The organism is Gelidibacter gilvus (assembly GCF_004115975.1).
GTDB classification, from domain to species: domain Bacteria; phylum Bacteroidota; class Bacteroidia; order Flavobacteriales; family Flavobacteriaceae; genus Gelidibacter; species Gelidibacter gilvus.
The window spans coordinates 451,311-467,347 of sequence record NZ_SDDZ01000003.1 but is presented as its reverse complement, the minus strand read 5'-3'; the positions used below and the strand labels follow the sequence as shown (position 1 = coordinate 467,347).

The following is a 16,037-nucleotide window of genomic DNA, read 5'->3' as shown; positions in this document are numbered from 1 at the left end:
CTACATAGTTGCCCTTTTGGTATTAATGGGGCGTTACAATGGTGTGGTTGCTTACCCAAGTAACTATGCCTCTGTATACGGTTCCTGTTCGTCAGTACCGAGTTTTGTAGTCTCGCTTTCTTCAGATATGACCTCGCGGTTACCACCCTTGCGACTTACTAATGCTTCCAGACGTTACTCCAGCGCATGAGGGACTTGCACCCTCTAAATTAATATCTTACTTTGCAGTAAGGTAAAGATGCCCATACTGGGCACACACACCGTGTACAAGCAATTGCTTAGGTCTGTGACCGTTTGGAAAATCCTGCGGATTTCCCACAGTCACATTTTATTTGGTTTGGTTCGTTCCATCCGTCGCAACTGCTCGTACACATAAACGTTGGAAGCACGAAAATTGGTATCGACTAATTTTCGTGCTTTTTTTATATTACCATTTTATTTAAACCGCCATGTATTCATCTTCAATCTTTTATATATTTGGCATGTGATTTGAATTCCTTTAACTTTAACCACTTAAATACCAGATTTATGAAAGCAAAACTACTTTTCACAACATTGATTTTACTTGTCGTTTCCTGTAGCGGTAAAAAGCAGATCGAGAAAGCGCTTCATTCTGGAAATTATGATTTGGCTATTGAAGATGCCTTAAGAAGACTAGAAAACAATAAAAATAAAGACCGAAAACAAGATTATGTGGTCATGCTGAAAAACGCTTTTGAAAAGGCCGTGGAGCGTGATCTAAATACGATTAAACATCTGAGAAAAGATGGTAACCCAGAACATTATAAATCTATCTATGAGATTTATCTCAACTTGAATGCGCGGCAGGAAATTGTTAAACCCGTATTGCCATTACAAATTGGTAATAAGCAACTGCACTTGGACTTTAAAGATTATTCCCATGTCATTACCCAATCCCGCAATGAAGTTTCTGCTTATATGTATGATACTGGCTTGTCACTTATAAAGTCACATAACAAACAAGACATCAAAGAAGCCTATAGTACCTTTCAATATATTGATCGTATTAACCCGAAATATAAAGACGTTCGAAATTTAATGCAAGAGGCCCATAATCTCGGATCTGATTATGTTATTGTGACTATTGAAAACCAAACCGACCAAATCATTCCAAAACGTTTGGAAGACGATCTGTTAAACTTTGACACCTATGGATTGAATCAGTTTTGGACTGTTTACCATGCCAATCCTGATGATAGAATCGACTATGATTATGCCATGTCTTTACAATTGAAACGCATTAATATTTCACCAGAACGGTTTAACGAAAAGCAGTTGCTTAGAGAGCGGCAAATTGTAGATGGATGGAAATATCAAAAAGACAGCAAAGGAAACGTGGTAAAGGACAGCTTGGGAAATGACATTAAGATTGACAATGTCATCAATGTAAGAGCACGATTTTTTGAATATCACCAATTGAAATCTACTCAGGTTCTTGCAGATGTCGTCTACGTCGATTTAAAAAACAACCAAACTTTGGATGTATTTCCCATCAACAGCGAATTCGTATTTGAAAACATCTACGCTACCGTAAAAGGTGATGAGCGCGCTCTAACCGTCCAGGACCGAGACTTATTGCGCAATAGACGTATCCATTTTCCTACGAATGCTGATATGGTTTATGATACCGGCGAAGACCTAAAACTAAAGCTAAAACAGATTATCAGTTCGTATAAAATGCGGAACTAAAAATAAAAAACTCCCAGAAGAAACTGGGAGTTTTTTGTGTTCAAAAGTATTTCCAATAATGTACTTCTAAAATTCTAAAGCCCTCTTATAGCGCTTAAAAGCTCGTCAATTCTTTCGGAGCTCAGAATGTATTTTTTAGAGGTCGTGGTAATTCTCACCATATGGTTTCTGTCTTTAACGAAACTAACAGTATCATCCATCGTATTTCCGATAAAACCAAACACACCTTTGCTCCCATAAGTCATCGTTAAGTTGGAATAGGCCAATTTATCAACCTTTACAATATCTGATTTTGGAATATATATCTGACCTATATTTTTCTTTAAAACAACGCCATCCTTTTCAACGATTATTTTGTCTAGAGAGTTGGCGTAAAAGTAAACTAAGGCACCGATGATAATTGCTCCCAAAATAAGACTGCCAATCAATCCGTATTTCTTATCGATAACCACCAAACTGAGTGACACAAAAGCTAATGCCATCACGACGCCAATCGTAACAACTTTTACTAACGTAGAGCTTTTGCTTTGGAAGATGTTCATGACTTTATTTTTAAAACGTATTTCATCTAAATATAAGGTATTATATAAACTTTTCTAAATCCATATTATTAATTCCACTATGACTTTCATGAGCCACCACTACCCCATTCTTAACCACCACTAATTGTGGCGATTGGTGCATCACCTGAAATCTTTCAGCAATCGCATTTGAAATCGGTCTATAGGCCAACAGATCCAAATAATAAAGATCGGCATCATTTTTAGAAAGTTGATAGTCTCTCTTAAGTTGACTAATAACCATTCTACTAACCCCACAGCGTGTAGAGTGTTTAAAAATAAATTGTGGCTTAGTTTTGGATTTTTCGACAATGGCATCCAATTGTTCCATAGCATTTAAATCAATCCAAGGTGTATCCTTCTCTTGAGTAGGTTTATCTGATCCAGTAGCTGAGCTTGACGAAGCACCAAAAAGTTTATTAAATAGTCCCATGTGAGTGTTGTATATTAGTTATTGTTATTCTTATTATTTATTCGTTGTTTACTAAATCAAATTCTTCAATCAACAATTGTTAATCGTTAATCTCAATCTTTAGTTTCCAGTGCGTTAAAGTTTTTCTAAATAGCCTTCTACTTCCCTAAATTCTGAATAACTTTATAGAACAGTCGAACACGATCCACATATCTTACAGACTGACGAAACGTCACGCTATTCTTGGTGTTAAGCGACATTTTGTCGTACCTTATAGCTTGGTAAGGTAATTGAAATACACAATGAAAACAACTACGAATTTAACAAAAACTCCAGCAAATTAAGGAGTCGAGAACATAAATATTAACGTACAAAATAAGATACCCGCTTTTACGGGCCAGATATTATGAACTTTAACAATTATACCATAAAATCACAAGAGGCCATTCAGCAGGCACAACAGCTCGCTCAAAGTCATGGCCATCAACAAATAGAAAATGAGCATATTTTTAAAGCCATTTCTGAAGTTGACGAAAATGTATTGCCATTCCTTCTTAAAAAACTGAATGTCAATATGAACCTATTAGAACAAACCTTAGACCGACAACTAGAAAGTTTCCCTAAGGTAACCGGTGGCGACATTATGCTCTCCAGAGAAGCTAACAAAACCTTGAATGAAGCGGCCATCATCGCAAAAAAGATGAAGGATGACTACGTTTCCATTGAACATTTACTTTTGGCCGTTTTTAAATCGGATAGTAAAATAGCGCAAATGCTCAAAGACCAAGGCGTTACTGAGAAAGCACTGACTGCCGGTATTGAAGAATTACGCCAGGGCGATCGTGTCACTTCGCAAAGTCAAGAAGACACTTATAATTCCTTGAACAAATACGCCAAAAACCTCAACCAAATGGCCAAAGACGGCAAGTTGGATCCGGTGATTGGACGTGATGAGGAAATTAGAAGAATCCTCCAAATTCTCTCGCGCCGTACCAAAAATAATCCGATTCTTGTTGGAGAGCCAGGTACTGGTAAAACGGCCATTGCTGAAGGTTTGGCACATCGTATTATAGATGGCGACGTTCCTGAGAACCTAAAAGACAAACAGGTTTTCGCTTTAGATATGGGAGCGCTCATTGCAGGTGCGAAATATAAAGGGGAATTTGAAGAACGCTTAAAAGCCGTCATTAAAGAAGTCACTTCAAGTGAAGGCGATATCGTTTTGTTCATTGACGAAATCCATACGCTTGTTGGTGCCGGTGGCGGACAAGGTGCCATGGATGCCGCCAACATTTTAAAACCAGCTTTGGCAAGAGGTGAGCTGCGAGCCATTGGAGCTACTACACTTGATGAATATCAAAAGTATTTTGAGAAAGACAAAGCCTTGGAACGTCGTTTCCAAAAAGTGATGGTGGACGAACCGGATACTGAAAGTGCGATTTCCATTCTCCGAGGCATTAAGGAAAAATATGAAACCCATCATAAAGTACGAATTAAAGACGAAGCTATTATTGGAGCGGTAGAGTTATCAGAACGTTATATCACCAACAGGTTTCTACCGGACAAAGCCATTGACCTTATGGACGAGGCAGCTTCTAAATTGCGCATGGAAATCAACTCCAAACCAGAAGAGCTGGATGTATTGGATAGAAAAGTGATGCAATTGGAAATTGAAATCGAAGCCATTAAGCGCGAAAAAGATGAAAGTAAATTACAGAATTTGCGTTCTGAACTTGCGAACATTAAAGAAGAGCGCAATGAAATGAATGCGAAATGGATGAGCGAAAAAGAAGTTGTTGACAATATTCAAATCGCTAAATCTGATATTGAAAATTTCAAATTGGAAGCAGAACGCGCAGAACGTGAAGGTGATTATGGCAAAGTAGCTGAAATCCGTTATGGAAAAATCAAGGAAGCACAAGAACAACTTGAGAAACTTCAGAAGGAATTACAAGAAAACCAGTCTGGAAGCTCTCTGATCAAAGAAGAAGTAACTTATGAAGATATCGCTGAAGTTGTAGCCAAATGGACAGGAATTCCAGTGACCAAAATGCTGCAGAGTGATAGAGAAAAACTTTTAAAACTGGAAGATCAATTGCACAAACGTGTGGTTGGACAGGATGAAGCCATCATTGCAGTGAGTGATGCCGTGAGACGAAGTCGCGCAGGATTACAAAATCCACAAAAACCGATTGGCACCTTCCTGTTTTTAGGAACAACTGGTGTTGGAAAAACCGAATTGGCAAAGGCTTTAGCAGAATACCTTTTTGACGATGAAGCTGCCATGACGCGAATTGATATGAGCGAATACCAAGAACGTCATAGCGTCAGCAGATTGATTGGTGCACCTCCAGGGTACGTAGGTTATGATGAAGGTGGCCAATTAACCGAAGCCGTGAGAAGAAAACCGTATTCAGTGGTGTTGCTCGATGAAATAGAGAAAGCGCATCCTGATACGTTCAATATTTTATTACAGGTTTTGGATGAAGGTCACTTGACAGATAATAAAGGCCGACTTGCAGATTTTAAAAACACGATCATCATCATGACTTCCAATATGGGAAGTGACATCATCCAACAGCGTTTTGAAGCGACAAAAGATATCGAAACTGCCGTTGAATCAGCAAAAATCGAAGTCTTAGGCTTATTAAAACAAAATGTACGTCCGGAGTTTTTAAATAGGATTGACGACATCATTATGTTTACACCGTTATCAAGAGAAAACATTATTGAAATAGTAGGATTACAATTGAAGGGCTTAACAAAAATGCTGGATAAACAAGGTATTACTTTTGATGCCACAGATGAGGCTACGGCATATTTAGCAGAGAAAGGTTACAATCCTGAGTATGGTGCTAGACCTGTAAAACGTGTCATACAAAAAGAAGTATTGAATGAATTGAGTAAAGAATTACTCGCAGGCAGGATTACTGCAGACAGTATCGTCCTGTTAGATTCATTCAACAATAAACTGGTCTTTAGAAACCAAGAGCAATTGGTGGACGAAGTTCAGAAATAGTAAACGTTGGCATGTTGAATGTCGGCGTTTGAAAGTCCGAGAGGATTTTTCATAATAATTGGTTGGTTAGGAACAGCACAAATCTTGAAAAAGAGGAGTGCTGTTTTTTTTCGATTGAGTCAAAGCAAATGCCATCTAAGTTGTAACTTAACAATTATAAGTAAAACGCAAACGAATGGGTATTATAAAGTATTACAATTTTGAAGATAGCGAAGTGTTTATTTTTGATGAATTCATTATCAACCAAGTTAAAGAAGCTGTAGTTATTGAACCTCATCACAATGATATTTTCAATGAGGTAGTACAAGAACATTTTAGCGGGAAAAGCATGGTGTATATTTCGAATAGGGTAAAATCCTATTCGGTAAACCCATTAATTTATCCCGAAGCCGAAAAAATTCCAAATTTGATTGCCATTGGCATCATCCCAAAAACTGCACTCATGCGAAGAAATGCCGAATATGAGCAGAAATTTTTTCATAAGCCTTATGAGATTTTTGATAATTTAAGGGATGCCATCGTCTGGGTACATAAGATAATGTCTGACACTAAAAACAATTCTGATTCAATGAAGGAAATTCCGGATAGTAACCTTCGTAAATTTTAAAGAACTAAACCATCTCATTAAATTTCGAATCTGAATGTTAAACATAATGTAAATGTAAGCCAAATATCAATTTATCGTAGTCTTTTTGCACTGTCGAAACGTAACTATAATTGGCGTAAGCTTAATTTAAAGATGTCAAAAACCTATTAATCTCAGACAAAGCCGATTAATGATTATGAACATTTTAATTCATAACCGTTCGTCTAATAAACACCAAAACACTTTAAAGGAATCACCGTTTATCGTATTTTTACAACACTTAACCCTACATAAGAATTATGACCATCAATCAATATATAGACCACACGCTATTAAAACCAAGTACAACTGAGAGGCAAATTATCGATTTATGCAACGAGGCAAAGAAATATGAATTCTATGCGGTTTGTGTGAATAGTTCTTACGTTGCCTTGGCCAAACAACTGCTTGCAAAGACAGCCGTAAAAATCGTCACCGTTGTTGGGTTCCCTTTGGGCGCTATGGCTACAGAGGCTAAAGTTTTTGAGGCTAAAAACGCCATTAACGATGGTGCAGATGAAATTGATATGGTTATCAACATAGGATTCCTCAGAAGTAAGAACTATGTTGCTGTGTTTAAGGACATTTCAGACGTTAAGACGGCCATTGGTAAAATCCCACTTAAAGTAATTCTTGAAATTAGTGAACTTTCCAAAAATGAAATCGTCAAAATCTGCGAAATCTGTTTAGACGCCAAGGTTGATTATATAAAAACATCGACTGGATTCTCTAAAAGCGGCGCTACTCTGACCGCGGTGAAGATTATTAAAAAGATTGTTAGAGATCAGGCAAAAATAAAAGCTTCTGGAGGCATAAAAGATCTTGAAACGGCCCTTAAATATATTGATGCAGGCGCAGACAGAATTGGAACTTCATCTGGAGTTGCAATGATGACTGATAAAATGGCGACACCTTAAGATTAATTTTTATCTTTAGGGATTAAACTAATCCCATGAGCGTACATATAGAAGCTAAAAAAGGAGAAATTGCAGAAACCATTCTTCTCCCTGGAGATCCATTAAGAGCGAAATGGATTGCCAACACATTTTTTGAAAACCCGAAACGTTTTAATAATGTCAGAGGTATGCTTGGTTATACCGGCACCTATCAAGGCAAACCCATCTCTACAATGGGCACGGGAATGGGCGTACCCAGTATTTCAATTTATGCCCATGAATTGATTACGGAATATGATGTCAAAAATCTTATTAGAGTAGGAAGTGCTGGTTCTTATCAAAAGGATGTTAAGTTGAGAGATATTGTTTTGGCCATGGCTGCCTCCTCCACTTCCGGTATTAATGAGTTGCGTTTTGGAGGTGCGGATTATGCACCCACGGCAGATTTTGGTCTGTTTCAAAAAGCAGTCGAAGTTGCAAAAGCTAAAAATATCCCCATAAAAGCAGGAAACGTTTTGACCAGTGATGAGTTTTATGCCGATGATTTTGAGTCCTTCAGAAAATGGTCTAAATTCAGGATTCTTTGTGTTGAAATGGAAACTGCCGGGCTTTACACTGTGGCCGCCAAGCACAATGTGAATGCGTTAAGCCTCTTAACGATATCAGATTCATTGGTTACTGGAGAACGCACTACCTCAGCGGAAAGAGAAACAACGTTTAAGGAGATGATTGAAATCGCTCTGGAATTGGCTTAATATTCACCTAAACAATCAGACTATGATACGTTATCTCATCATCATTTGTATCACTCTTTTTTCAATTAGCGCTTTTGCTCAAGAAGATAAACTTTCTGAAACCACTACGTATTATTTTATTCGTCATGCCGAGAAAGATCGTAGTAATCCTTCAGAAAAAGATGCTAGCTTAACAATAGAAGGTCAACAAAGAGCACAAAACTGGAGCATCATTTTTCAACATGTTCCTTTTGATGCCGTATATTCTACAGACTTTAACAGAACCAAAGAAACAGGTCAACCCACTGCTGCCATTAATCGTTTGGAGATCATAACTTATAATGTAAGTGCTGCCTATGATGACGCTTTTAAGAAAGCCACCAGAGGTAAAACGGTTTTAGTTGTAGGACATAGCAATACCATTCCAGATTTTGTGAATGCCGTGATTGGACAGGAAAAATACAATGATATTGAAGACTCCAATAATGGCAATCTTTATATTGTAACCATTAGCAACGGCGTTACATCAGACCTCCTGCTCACCATCAATTAAGCAGGTTCACCTCAAAATTCTTAAGCTCTATTTTTGAAAGCAACTGCAATTTATCCGCTATAAACAAATCATCTAAATTCTCAAGATTCACATCAGATGTGGTAGGTTTATAGTTGTTATAATCTGCAAAACGCAATCCGCTGCTCATTCTTATATTATAAGCTTCCCTAAATCGAAACCCCATACCACCATCTAATTCCTTAAATGAATAGGCCAAATAATCTACCGAAAACGAATCTTTAGCTATCCAATAAATAAATTCATCTTCAAAATCTTCACCGCCGCCATCTTCAGAAAAGGTGATTTTAATTTTATGATAGTCTTTGCCCTTGATTTCTTTTGAACCTAAATAGATTTTATGCACCGCCTTCCCATCCAATCCATAAGGCAATACAGAAAAATAATGCACCGAATTAACCGAATTACTGTATAAGGAAGTGAGTGAATCTGACAAGTGTACTTTTTCTTCATCCCTGAGACGTTCAAATCCAGAATTGCTCAAAACATCTTTGATTTCAGAAAGTGAATCTTTAAAATGGCGCTCCAATTGGAATCTACCATGATTGCGGATGGCTCTGTAATGCATATCACGGAAATCAAAATTAATGTCGGAGCGGTCAAATAAATCTCCTCCAGCAACTTCTATGGATTCTTTAATAATATCTTCCGCAGACTCCGTTTTACTTATTTGACTTTCTTTCTCCTTACAATTGAAAAACGATAACAATACGACCAAGATCAAAACATTCCGTAACATAATTCTATTTTAAAATGAATGGGTAAATTTAAAGATTACGGATGTGTCTGCCTCAAAAGTTATCTTAAATGTTTTACCTTTGGCTTCCTATGCAGAAACACATCAACATAAAAAACAGAAAAGCACGTTTTCAATACGAAATATTGGATAAATATGTGGCTGGTATTGTTCTTTCGGGTACAGAAATAAAATCCATTAGAAACAGTAAGGCATCTATTGCCGAAAGTTTTTGTGAATTCAATGCTAAAGGTGAACTCTTTGTCATCAACATGAACATTGAGGAATATGCATTTGGCAACTACAACAACCACAGACCCAAAGCCGAACGAAAACTTCTCCTAAACAAAAGAGAACTAAAGAAACTTCAAAAAGACGTTCAAATTAAGGGCTATTCTATTGTTCCATTACGTTTGTTTATTAATGATAGAGGCTTTGCAAAAATGGAAATTGCCTTAGGGAAAGGTAAAAAACTCTATGATAAGCGCGACACCATTAGAGACCGCGACAACAAGAGAAACCTAGATCGGATCAAGAAAATATACAGTTAAAAACATCTTTAGAGGGTTTTCGAAAATTTCAAAAGTCAAGCATCGAATTCCGCTATCATATAGCGAAAAAAATAATCTATTATTTAAGATTGTTATAACAATCATAAGCGGTTTTTATAGCTAAGTTTGAAACGTTCATAGGCAACCATTTAAATCAAGATCCTCAGGGGTATTCCACGAAGTTTGAATAAGGAAGTGGCTTTTCGATCGAGGTAATACTCGAGGTATTAAAACCCACTGGTGGGATTAAATGCGCCTATGGAAATAGAACCCAAACTTTATGACTAAAAATTTACTCGCTTTCTTAATTGTAATGATCAGCGTACAAGCCTTTTCTCAAATAAAAGGACGGATTACAGATCAAAAAAACGCAGCACTTCCTTTCGTTAACATTTATGTAGAAAATACATTTACCGGAACTACCAGTAATGATGAGGGTTACTACGAACTTAGTCTGAACAAACCTGCTACTTACACCATTGTATTTCAGTTTTTAGGTTATAAGACTGTGAAGAAAGAAATCGAGATCAAACAATTTCCATATACTTTAGATGCTACTCTTGCTGAAGAACAAATTTCATTGAACGAAGTGGTGATCAATGCTGATGAAAATCCTGCTGATATCATCATGCGAAAAGCCATTGCTTCAAGAAAAGTAAATTTAGAAAAAATCAATGCCTTTAAAGCCAATTTCTATTCCCGCGGTTTGATCCGGATAAAAAATGCTCCGGAAAAATTCTTTGGTCAGGAAATGGACGATTTTATGGTGGGATTGGATTCCACGAGAAGTGGCATTTTGTATCTGTCCGAAACCATTTCTGAGATTGAATACATGCGCCCAGATAAATTAAAGGAAAAAATTATCGCTTCAAAAGTGAGCGGTGATAATAACGGTTTTAGTTTTAATAGCGCAAGTGATGTTGATTTCAATTTTTATAATAACACGATTGAACTCGGCAATCAGATCATTTCTCCACTTGCCGATTATGCCTTTAATTACTATAGATTTAAATTGGAAGGTGTGTTTTATGACGACAAAGGCAATCTCATCAACAAAATCAAAGTCATTCCGAGACGTGAAAACGATAGGATATTTTCTGGAAGTATCTATATTGTCGATAATCAGTGGACAATTTATGCTTTAGAATTGGGCATTACCGGAATTCAGGCACAAATCCCACCAGCGGAAGTCATTACGATCAAGCAAAATTTCTCCTATTCCGACACCGATCAAATCTGGGTCATGATTTCCCAAGGCATTGAATTTAGTTATTCTCTTTTCGGATTTAAAGGCGATGGTCGCTATACTGCTGTCTATAGCAATTATGATTTCACCTCAGAAGTATCTAAAAAATCCTTTGGCAAGGAAATTTTATCATTTGGCAATGAAGCCAATAAAAAAGATTCCACCTACTGGAAAAGTTTTAGACCAGTTCCTTTAACAGATGAAGAAATAAGCGATTATTTACTAAAAGATAGCATTCAAACCCTTAGGGAATCAAAACCTTATTTAGACTCCATTGATGCCAAAAACAATACCTTTAAAATCCAAAACATTCTCTTTGGATACAGTCACAGGAATTCTTTTGAAGATTGGTCTGTAGGTTATAGCTCTCCACTCTCCGACTTTCAATTCAATACCGTTCAGGGTTACAATTCAAAATTGAGCTTTTATTATCGAAACAATCTGGATAAATACCGACGGTATTTCTCAGCGAACGCCTCTTTACAATATGGAATTTCTGATGATCGCTTAAGAGGAACAGCTTCATTTAGATATAAATTCAATAATATCAAATCGCCATTTTTGGCAGTTTCTGGAGGCGTTGAAACGCAACAGTTTAATGATGCTCAGCCTATTTCGCCATTGGTCAACTCCGTAAGTTCCTTGTTTTTCGAAAACAATTTCATGAAAATCTATGATAAAAGTTTCGCTCAAATAGGTTACTCACAAGAAATAGCGAATGGCATTACTATTTATAGCGACTTAGCTTACGAACGGCGAAAAGCCCTGATCAACACTACAGATCAAGTGTTTTTTAATGATGAGGACGATAGTTACTCAAGTAACGATCCGTTAAATCCAGATGTTTATGGCATTCCTGCTTTTGATACGCACCAACTATTAAAGTTCAATCTCAATGCACGTTTCAATTTTGGACAGGAATATATGAGTTATCCAGATAGCAAGATCAATATCCCAAACAGCAAATATCCTACCTTGTATTTTGGTTATGAAAAAGGATTTGCAGCCTCGGAAAAACACTATAATTTTGATCAGCTTAAAGCCCGATTGACCCATAGTTTCAACGTAGGCAACAAAGGCGATTTTAAATACAACCTTAAGGCTGGCACATTTTTTAATGCCGATGCAATTGGGTTTATGGATTATTACCATCCCAACGGCAACCAAACACATGTTGGCACCTCAAGCACTTACCTTAATGTGTTCAACAATTTACCGTATTATGAACTGAGCACAAACACTTCGTATCTCGAAATGCATGTGGAACATGATTTTAAAGGATTGCTCTTAAGTCGAGTGCCATTATTGAACAAGCTTAATTATAATTTAGTGATTGGTGCCCATGCTTTTGCTACCGAAAACATCAAGCCTTATCAGGAATATTCCATTGGGATTGACAATATAGGCTTTAAGAAATTTAGATTCTTACGTGTGGACTATGTGCGATCCTATCAAAATGGCTATCAAGGCGACGCGGTGATTTTTGGATTAAAGTTTTTGAATATTATCGAATAATATCTAAACAAACTGAGGTTGATTAGTTTTTATCCTCTAAAAGTGGCACAAATCTAAATTCGCCGTACTCATGTTTTTCAAAATCTTTTGGCCCATTTCTGATGAACAAGGTCATGGTTTGCACCTGATCTCCAACCGGAATTACCAATCGGCCTCCAATTTTAAGCTGACTCATCAAGGGTTTAGGAACAAATGGTGCCCCAGCCGTGACAATAATACTATCAAAAGGCGCTTCTTCTTTTAGACCTTTGTATCCATCACCAAAAATGAGTTTTTTAGGACGATAGCCGAGTTTTGGAAGAAACTTACTCGTGATTTTAAAAAGTTCCAATTGGCGCTCAATACTGTAAACTTTTGCACCCAATTCGCATAAAACAGCGGTTTGATAGCCACTTCCCGTGCCAATTTCAAGTACGTTATCTCCAGGTTTGATCTGCATCAGTTCCGTTTGGAAAGCTACAGTGTAAGGTTGCGAAATGGTTTGGTCCGCCGCAATTGGAAATGCTTTATCCTGATACGCATGATCCAGAAAGCTGGAATCCATAAATAAATGTCTCGGAATTTTACCGATGGCCTTAAGCACTTTTTCATCAGTAATTCCTTTATCCTTTATAATGTCAACAAGTTGCTGTCGCAAGCCCTTATGTTTAAATGTATCTTTCAAAGCGGTGGTAAGTTTGCAGGCTAAACTACTTCAAAAAACAGCAAAACACAAATCAAAAATTCCAAATTCCAAATTATTGAAAATTTATCCGGGTCAAATTAAAACTGCCTGCTGCTGCACCGTATATTGTTTTAAATTCCTTGTAAAAGGTCATGTACTATTAATTTTGATAGTTTATTGGTGTCTCGATTCACGTCGCTAACTTCTAACTTCCAGCTTCATACTTCAGGCTTTTTTCTCTTTCCATTTTCCTTTTTTCTGCCTTAAAAAAAAGCTATTTTTGTATAAAACGTATCGTCTATGTTAAAAGCAGGAGTTCTTGGTGCCGGTCATCTAGGAAAGATTCACTTACGCCTTCTTAAGCAATCTGAAAAATTCGACCTAATAGGATTTTATGATGCTGATGAAGCCAATGCAAAAAAAATTGAAGCCGAATTTGATTATAAATATTTTGATACTATTGAAGGTCTTATCAATGCTGTTGATGTGGTTTCTATCGTAACGCCTACCTTGTCCCATTATGAATGTGCAAGACTGGCGATTTCTAAGGGCAAGCACATTTTTATAGAAAAACCGATCACCAATACGGTTGAAGAGGCAGAAACTATAAGGGCTTTGGTAGCACAAAACAATGTGAAAGGCCAAGTGGGCCATGTAGAACGTTTCAATCCTGCGTTTAAGGCAGTCAGAGACCAAATACACAAACCCATGTTTATTGAAAGCCATAGATTGGCAGAATTCAATCCGCGAGGCACCGATGTTCCTGTGGTTTTGGATTTGATGATCCATGATATTGACATCATTTTGAGCGTGGTCAATTCTAAAGTCAAAAATATTTCGGCAAGTGGTGTTTCCGTTATTAGTGAAACGCCGGATATTGCCAATGCCCGAATTGAATTTGTAAATGGTTGTGTAGCTAATTTAACCGCCAGCAGAATTTCCTTGAAAAACATGCGTAAAACGCGGTTCTTCCAAAAAGACGCCTACATCTCGGTTGATTTTTTGGAGAAAAAATGCGAAGTGGTCAAGATGAAAGATGCGCCATTAAGTCCCGGAGATTTTGATATGATCCTTCAAAATGCCGAAGGTGTGAAGAAACAAATTTATTTTGACAATCCTGAAGTGTCCAATAATAACGCCATTTTGGACGAATTGGAATCTTTTGCAGATGCCATCAATAATAATACAAAACCAATTGTCACGCTTCACGATGGTACTGAAGCTTTGCGTGTAGCAACAATGATTATTGATCAGTTTTGATTCCTTAAGCTGTCTTCCATTAGACGCTGGAAACACGTGATTCAACATATTACATACCTACTATCTTCTGAAGACCAGTCGCATTAAGACGTTTCGGAAGTGATATAAAACAGTTTAACTAAACAAGAATAAGATGTCCTCCATGGAGGTCATACAAAAAGCATTTCAATGAAAAATATAGCCGTAATTGGAGCAGGAACCATGGGAAATGGCATTGCCCATACCTTTGCTCAGAGTGATTTTAAAGTCCGATTAATTGATATCAGTGAAGATTCACTAAAAAAAGGAGTGGATACCATCACCAAAAACCTGGATCGGATGGTGGCCAAAGAACATATTACCGAGGATCAAAAACAGCAAACCTTGAGTAATATTTCCACATTTACAGATATGGTTGAAGGTGTCAAAACCGCCAATTTAGTTGTAGAAGCCGCTACAGAAAATAGCGACTTAAAACTCAAAATATTTAAGCAATTGGACGACCTCTGTTCCAAAGACACTATTTTAGCGACCAACACGTCCTCTATTTCCATCACGCAAATTGCGGCCGCCACGTCGCGACCAAAACAAGTGATTGGGATGCATTTTATGAATCCCGTTCCTATAATGAAGTTGGTGGAAATCATTCGTGGCTATAATACCAGTGACGAGGTGACCAAAACCATCATGACCCTTTCTAAAACCTTAGGAAAAGATCCGGTTGAAGTGAATGATTATCCAGGATTCGTGGCCAACAGAATTTTGATGCCAATGCTCAATGAATCTATTGAAACGCTTTACAATGGTGTTGCAGGTGTTAAAGAAATCGATACCGTAATGAAACTCGGGATGGCGCATCCTATGGGTCCGTTGCAATTAGCCGATTTTATTGGATTGGACGTTTGTCTTTCTATATTAAATGTGATGTATGACGGATTTAAAAATCCAAAATACGCGCCGTGCCCATTATTGGTAAATATGGTGAGAGCCGGAAAACTTGGCATCAAATCAGGTGAAGGGTTTTATGATTATTCTGAAAACAGAAAAGCAGAGAAGGTAGCGGAGCAGTTTTTGTAGTCTGCAGTAGGAGAGTTGAGTGTTCAGTGTTCAGTGTTCAGTAAGTGAAAAAATACAAATAATGAGATTTCAAGACTTATTTGCTTATCGTAAATCATTTGATTTGGCAATGAAAATTTACCATCTTTCGAAAGGATTCCCAAAGGAAGAGACTTACTCATTAACTGATCAAGTAAGACGTTCTTCCAGAAGTGTTTCTGTAAATATTGCTGAAGCTTATAGAAAAAGAAGATACCCAAATCATTTTATAAGTAAACTTACCGATAGTGATACTGAAAATTCTGAAACCCAAACGTGGTTGGAATTTGCATTGGCATGCGAATATATTTCCCAAACTGATTTCAACATGCTAACAGATGAATCCGTCGAAGTCGGCAAACTTATTAACTATATGATCCAAAATCCTGACAAATTTGGTTCAAAATAACCATCAACTGTTTACTGTTCACTGACCACTGAACACTTGATTAGACTGAATGCTA

At 37.2% G+C, this 16,037-nt stretch carries 15 protein-coding genes; 11 read left to right on the top strand and 4 right to left on the bottom strand.

Going from position 1 to position 16,037, the window contains the following annotated elements:
* The first annotated feature begins 528 nt into the window (after nt 1-528).
* Nucleotides 529-1,710: a hypothetical protein gene (locus ESZ48_RS08475; protein ID WP_223266395.1), complete on the top strand. Its 1,182-nt coding sequence runs from the start codon at nt 529-531 to the stop codon at nt 1,708-1,710.
* Between the two features lie 74 nt (nt 1,711-1,784).
* Here the strand turns inward: ESZ48_RS08475 and ESZ48_RS08470 are convergent, their stop codons facing one another.
* Entirely contained in the window at nt 1,785-2,252 is a 468-nt protein-coding gene (locus ESZ48_RS08470) for a PH domain-containing protein (RefSeq protein WP_129016891.1), read from the bottom strand.
* Between the two features lie 40 nt (nt 2,253-2,292).
* Nucleotides 2,293-2,703 (bottom strand): bacillithiol system redox-active protein YtxJ, encoded by a 411-nt coding sequence (gene ytxJ, locus ESZ48_RS08465; RefSeq protein ID WP_129016890.1) that lies wholly within the window; start codon nt 2,701-2,703, stop codon nt 2,293-2,295.
* Nucleotides 2,704-3,088: 385 nt separating this feature from the next.
* On the opposite strand from ytxJ, the gene clpB reads away from it, so the two are divergent.
* The 5 genes from clpB to ESZ48_RS08440 all read left to right on the top strand — a co-directional run bounded on the left by clpB (nt 3,089) and on the right by ESZ48_RS08440 (nt 8,509).
* A complete protein-coding gene (clpB, locus tag ESZ48_RS08460; protein WP_129016889.1) occupies nt 3,089-5,701 on the top strand; it encodes an ATP-dependent chaperone ClpB in 2,613 nt (870 codons plus the stop codon).
* A gap of 175 nt (nt 5,702-5,876) precedes the next feature.
* A complete protein-coding gene (locus ESZ48_RS08455; RefSeq protein ID WP_129016888.1) occupies nt 5,877-6,308 on the top strand; it encodes a hypothetical protein in 432 nt (143 codons plus the stop codon).
* 278 nt (nt 6,309-6,586) lie between these two features.
* Nucleotides 6,587-7,243, top strand: coding sequence for a deoxyribose-phosphate aldolase (gene deoC, locus ESZ48_RS08450; protein WP_129016887.1), 657 nt, complete (start codon nt 6,587-6,589; stop codon nt 7,241-7,243).
* 35 nt (nt 7,244-7,278) lie between these two features.
* On the top strand, nt 7,279-7,977 hold the full coding sequence (gene deoD / locus ESZ48_RS08445; protein ID WP_129016886.1) for a purine-nucleoside phosphorylase: 699 nt from the start codon (nt 7,279-7,281) through the stop codon (nt 7,975-7,977).
* Nucleotides 7,978-7,999: 22 nt separating this feature from the next.
* On the top strand, nt 8,000-8,509 hold the full coding sequence (locus ESZ48_RS08440) for a SixA phosphatase family protein (protein ID WP_129016885.1): 510 nt from the start codon (nt 8,000-8,002) through the stop codon (nt 8,507-8,509).
* On the opposite strand, the gene ESZ48_RS08435 is transcribed toward ESZ48_RS08440, so the two are convergent.
* A complete protein-coding gene (locus ESZ48_RS08435) occupies nt 8,502-9,266 on the bottom strand; it encodes a DUF6503 family protein (RefSeq protein WP_223266394.1) in 765 nt (254 codons plus the stop codon). The two genes, ESZ48_RS08440 and ESZ48_RS08435, sit on opposite strands and share 8 nt — an antisense overlap.
* Before the next feature lie 89 nt (nt 9,267-9,355).
* Here ESZ48_RS08435 and smpB point away from each other — a divergent pair, with 89 nt between their 5' ends.
* Together smpB and ESZ48_RS08425 are read left to right on the top strand one after the other, a co-directional pair.
* Nucleotides 9,356-9,814 carry an SsrA-binding protein SmpB gene (gene smpB / locus ESZ48_RS08430; RefSeq protein ID WP_129016884.1) on the top strand — a complete coding sequence of 153 codons (459 nt, stop codon included), beginning with the start codon at nt 9,356-9,358 and terminating at the stop codon, nt 9,812-9,814.
* Between the two features lie 280 nt (nt 9,815-10,094).
* Entirely contained in the window at nt 10,095-12,575 is a 2,481-nt protein-coding gene (locus tag ESZ48_RS08425; RefSeq protein WP_129016883.1) for a DUF5686 and carboxypeptidase regulatory-like domain-containing protein, read from the top strand.
* A gap of 22 nt (nt 12,576-12,597) precedes the next feature.
* Here ESZ48_RS08425 and ESZ48_RS08420 read toward each other — a convergent pair whose 3' ends face one another.
* The gene (locus tag ESZ48_RS08420) at nt 12,598-13,239 is read right to left on the bottom strand and encodes a protein-L-isoaspartate(D-aspartate) O-methyltransferase (RefSeq protein WP_129016882.1); all 642 of its coding nucleotides are present in this window, start codon (nt 13,237-13,239) and stop codon (nt 12,598-12,600) included.
* Between the two features lie 300 nt (nt 13,240-13,539).
* On the opposite strand from ESZ48_RS08420, the gene ESZ48_RS08415 reads away from it, so the two are divergent.
* From ESZ48_RS08415 to ESZ48_RS08405, 3 genes are all read left to right on the top strand, one after another.
* Nucleotides 13,540-14,499, top strand: coding sequence for a Gfo/Idh/MocA family protein (locus ESZ48_RS08415; protein ID WP_129016881.1), 960 nt, complete (start codon nt 13,540-13,542; stop codon nt 14,497-14,499).
* 168 nt (nt 14,500-14,667) lie between these two features.
* Nucleotides 14,668-15,555: a 3-hydroxyacyl-CoA dehydrogenase family protein gene (locus ESZ48_RS08410; RefSeq protein ID WP_129016880.1), complete on the top strand. Its 888-nt coding sequence runs from the start codon at nt 14,668-14,670 to the stop codon at nt 15,553-15,555.
* Nucleotides 15,556-15,616: 61 nt separating this feature from the next.
* Nucleotides 15,617-15,982 carry a four helix bundle protein gene (locus tag ESZ48_RS08405; RefSeq protein WP_129016879.1) on the top strand — a complete coding sequence of 122 codons (366 nt, stop codon included), beginning with the start codon at nt 15,617-15,619 and terminating at the stop codon, nt 15,980-15,982.
* Nucleotides 15,983-16,037: the final 55 nt, after the last annotated feature.

Coding starts and splice junctions, on each gene's coding strand:
- ESZ48_RS08475 (WP_223266395.1), top strand. CDS start 529: ATGAAAGCAAAACTACTTTTCACAACATTGATTTTACTTGTCGTTTCC.
- ESZ48_RS08470 (WP_129016891.1), bottom strand. CDS start 2,252: ATGAACATCTTCCAAAGCAAAAGCTCTACGTTAGTAAAAGTTGTTACG.
- ytxJ (WP_129016890.1), bottom strand. CDS start 2,703: ATGGGACTATTTAATAAACTTTTTGGTGCTTCGTCAAGCTCAGCTACT.
- clpB (WP_129016889.1), top strand. CDS start 3,089: ATGAACTTTAACAATTATACCATAAAATCACAAGAGGCCATTCAGCAG.
- ESZ48_RS08455 (WP_129016888.1), top strand. CDS start 5,877: ATGGGTATTATAAAGTATTACAATTTTGAAGATAGCGAAGTGTTTATT.
- deoC (WP_129016887.1), top strand. CDS start 6,587: ATGACCATCAATCAATATATAGACCACACGCTATTAAAACCAAGTACA.
- deoD (WP_129016886.1), top strand. CDS start 7,279: ATGAGCGTACATATAGAAGCTAAAAAAGGAGAAATTGCAGAAACCATT.
- ESZ48_RS08440 (WP_129016885.1), top strand. CDS start 8,000: ATGATACGTTATCTCATCATCATTTGTATCACTCTTTTTTCAATTAGC.
- ESZ48_RS08435 (WP_223266394.1), bottom strand. CDS start 9,266: ATGTTACGGAATGTTTTGATCTTGGTCGTATTGTTATCGTTTTTCAAT.
- smpB (WP_129016884.1), top strand. CDS start 9,356: ATGCAGAAACACATCAACATAAAAAACAGAAAAGCACGTTTTCAATAC.
- ESZ48_RS08425 (WP_129016883.1), top strand. CDS start 10,095: ATGACTAAAAATTTACTCGCTTTCTTAATTGTAATGATCAGCGTACAA.
- ESZ48_RS08415 (WP_129016881.1), top strand. CDS start 13,540: ATGTTAAAAGCAGGAGTTCTTGGTGCCGGTCATCTAGGAAAGATTCAC.
- ESZ48_RS08410 (WP_129016880.1), top strand. CDS start 14,668: ATGAAAAATATAGCCGTAATTGGAGCAGGAACCATGGGAAATGGCATT.
- ESZ48_RS08405 (WP_129016879.1), top strand. CDS start 15,617: ATGAGATTTCAAGACTTATTTGCTTATCGTAAATCATTTGATTTGGCA.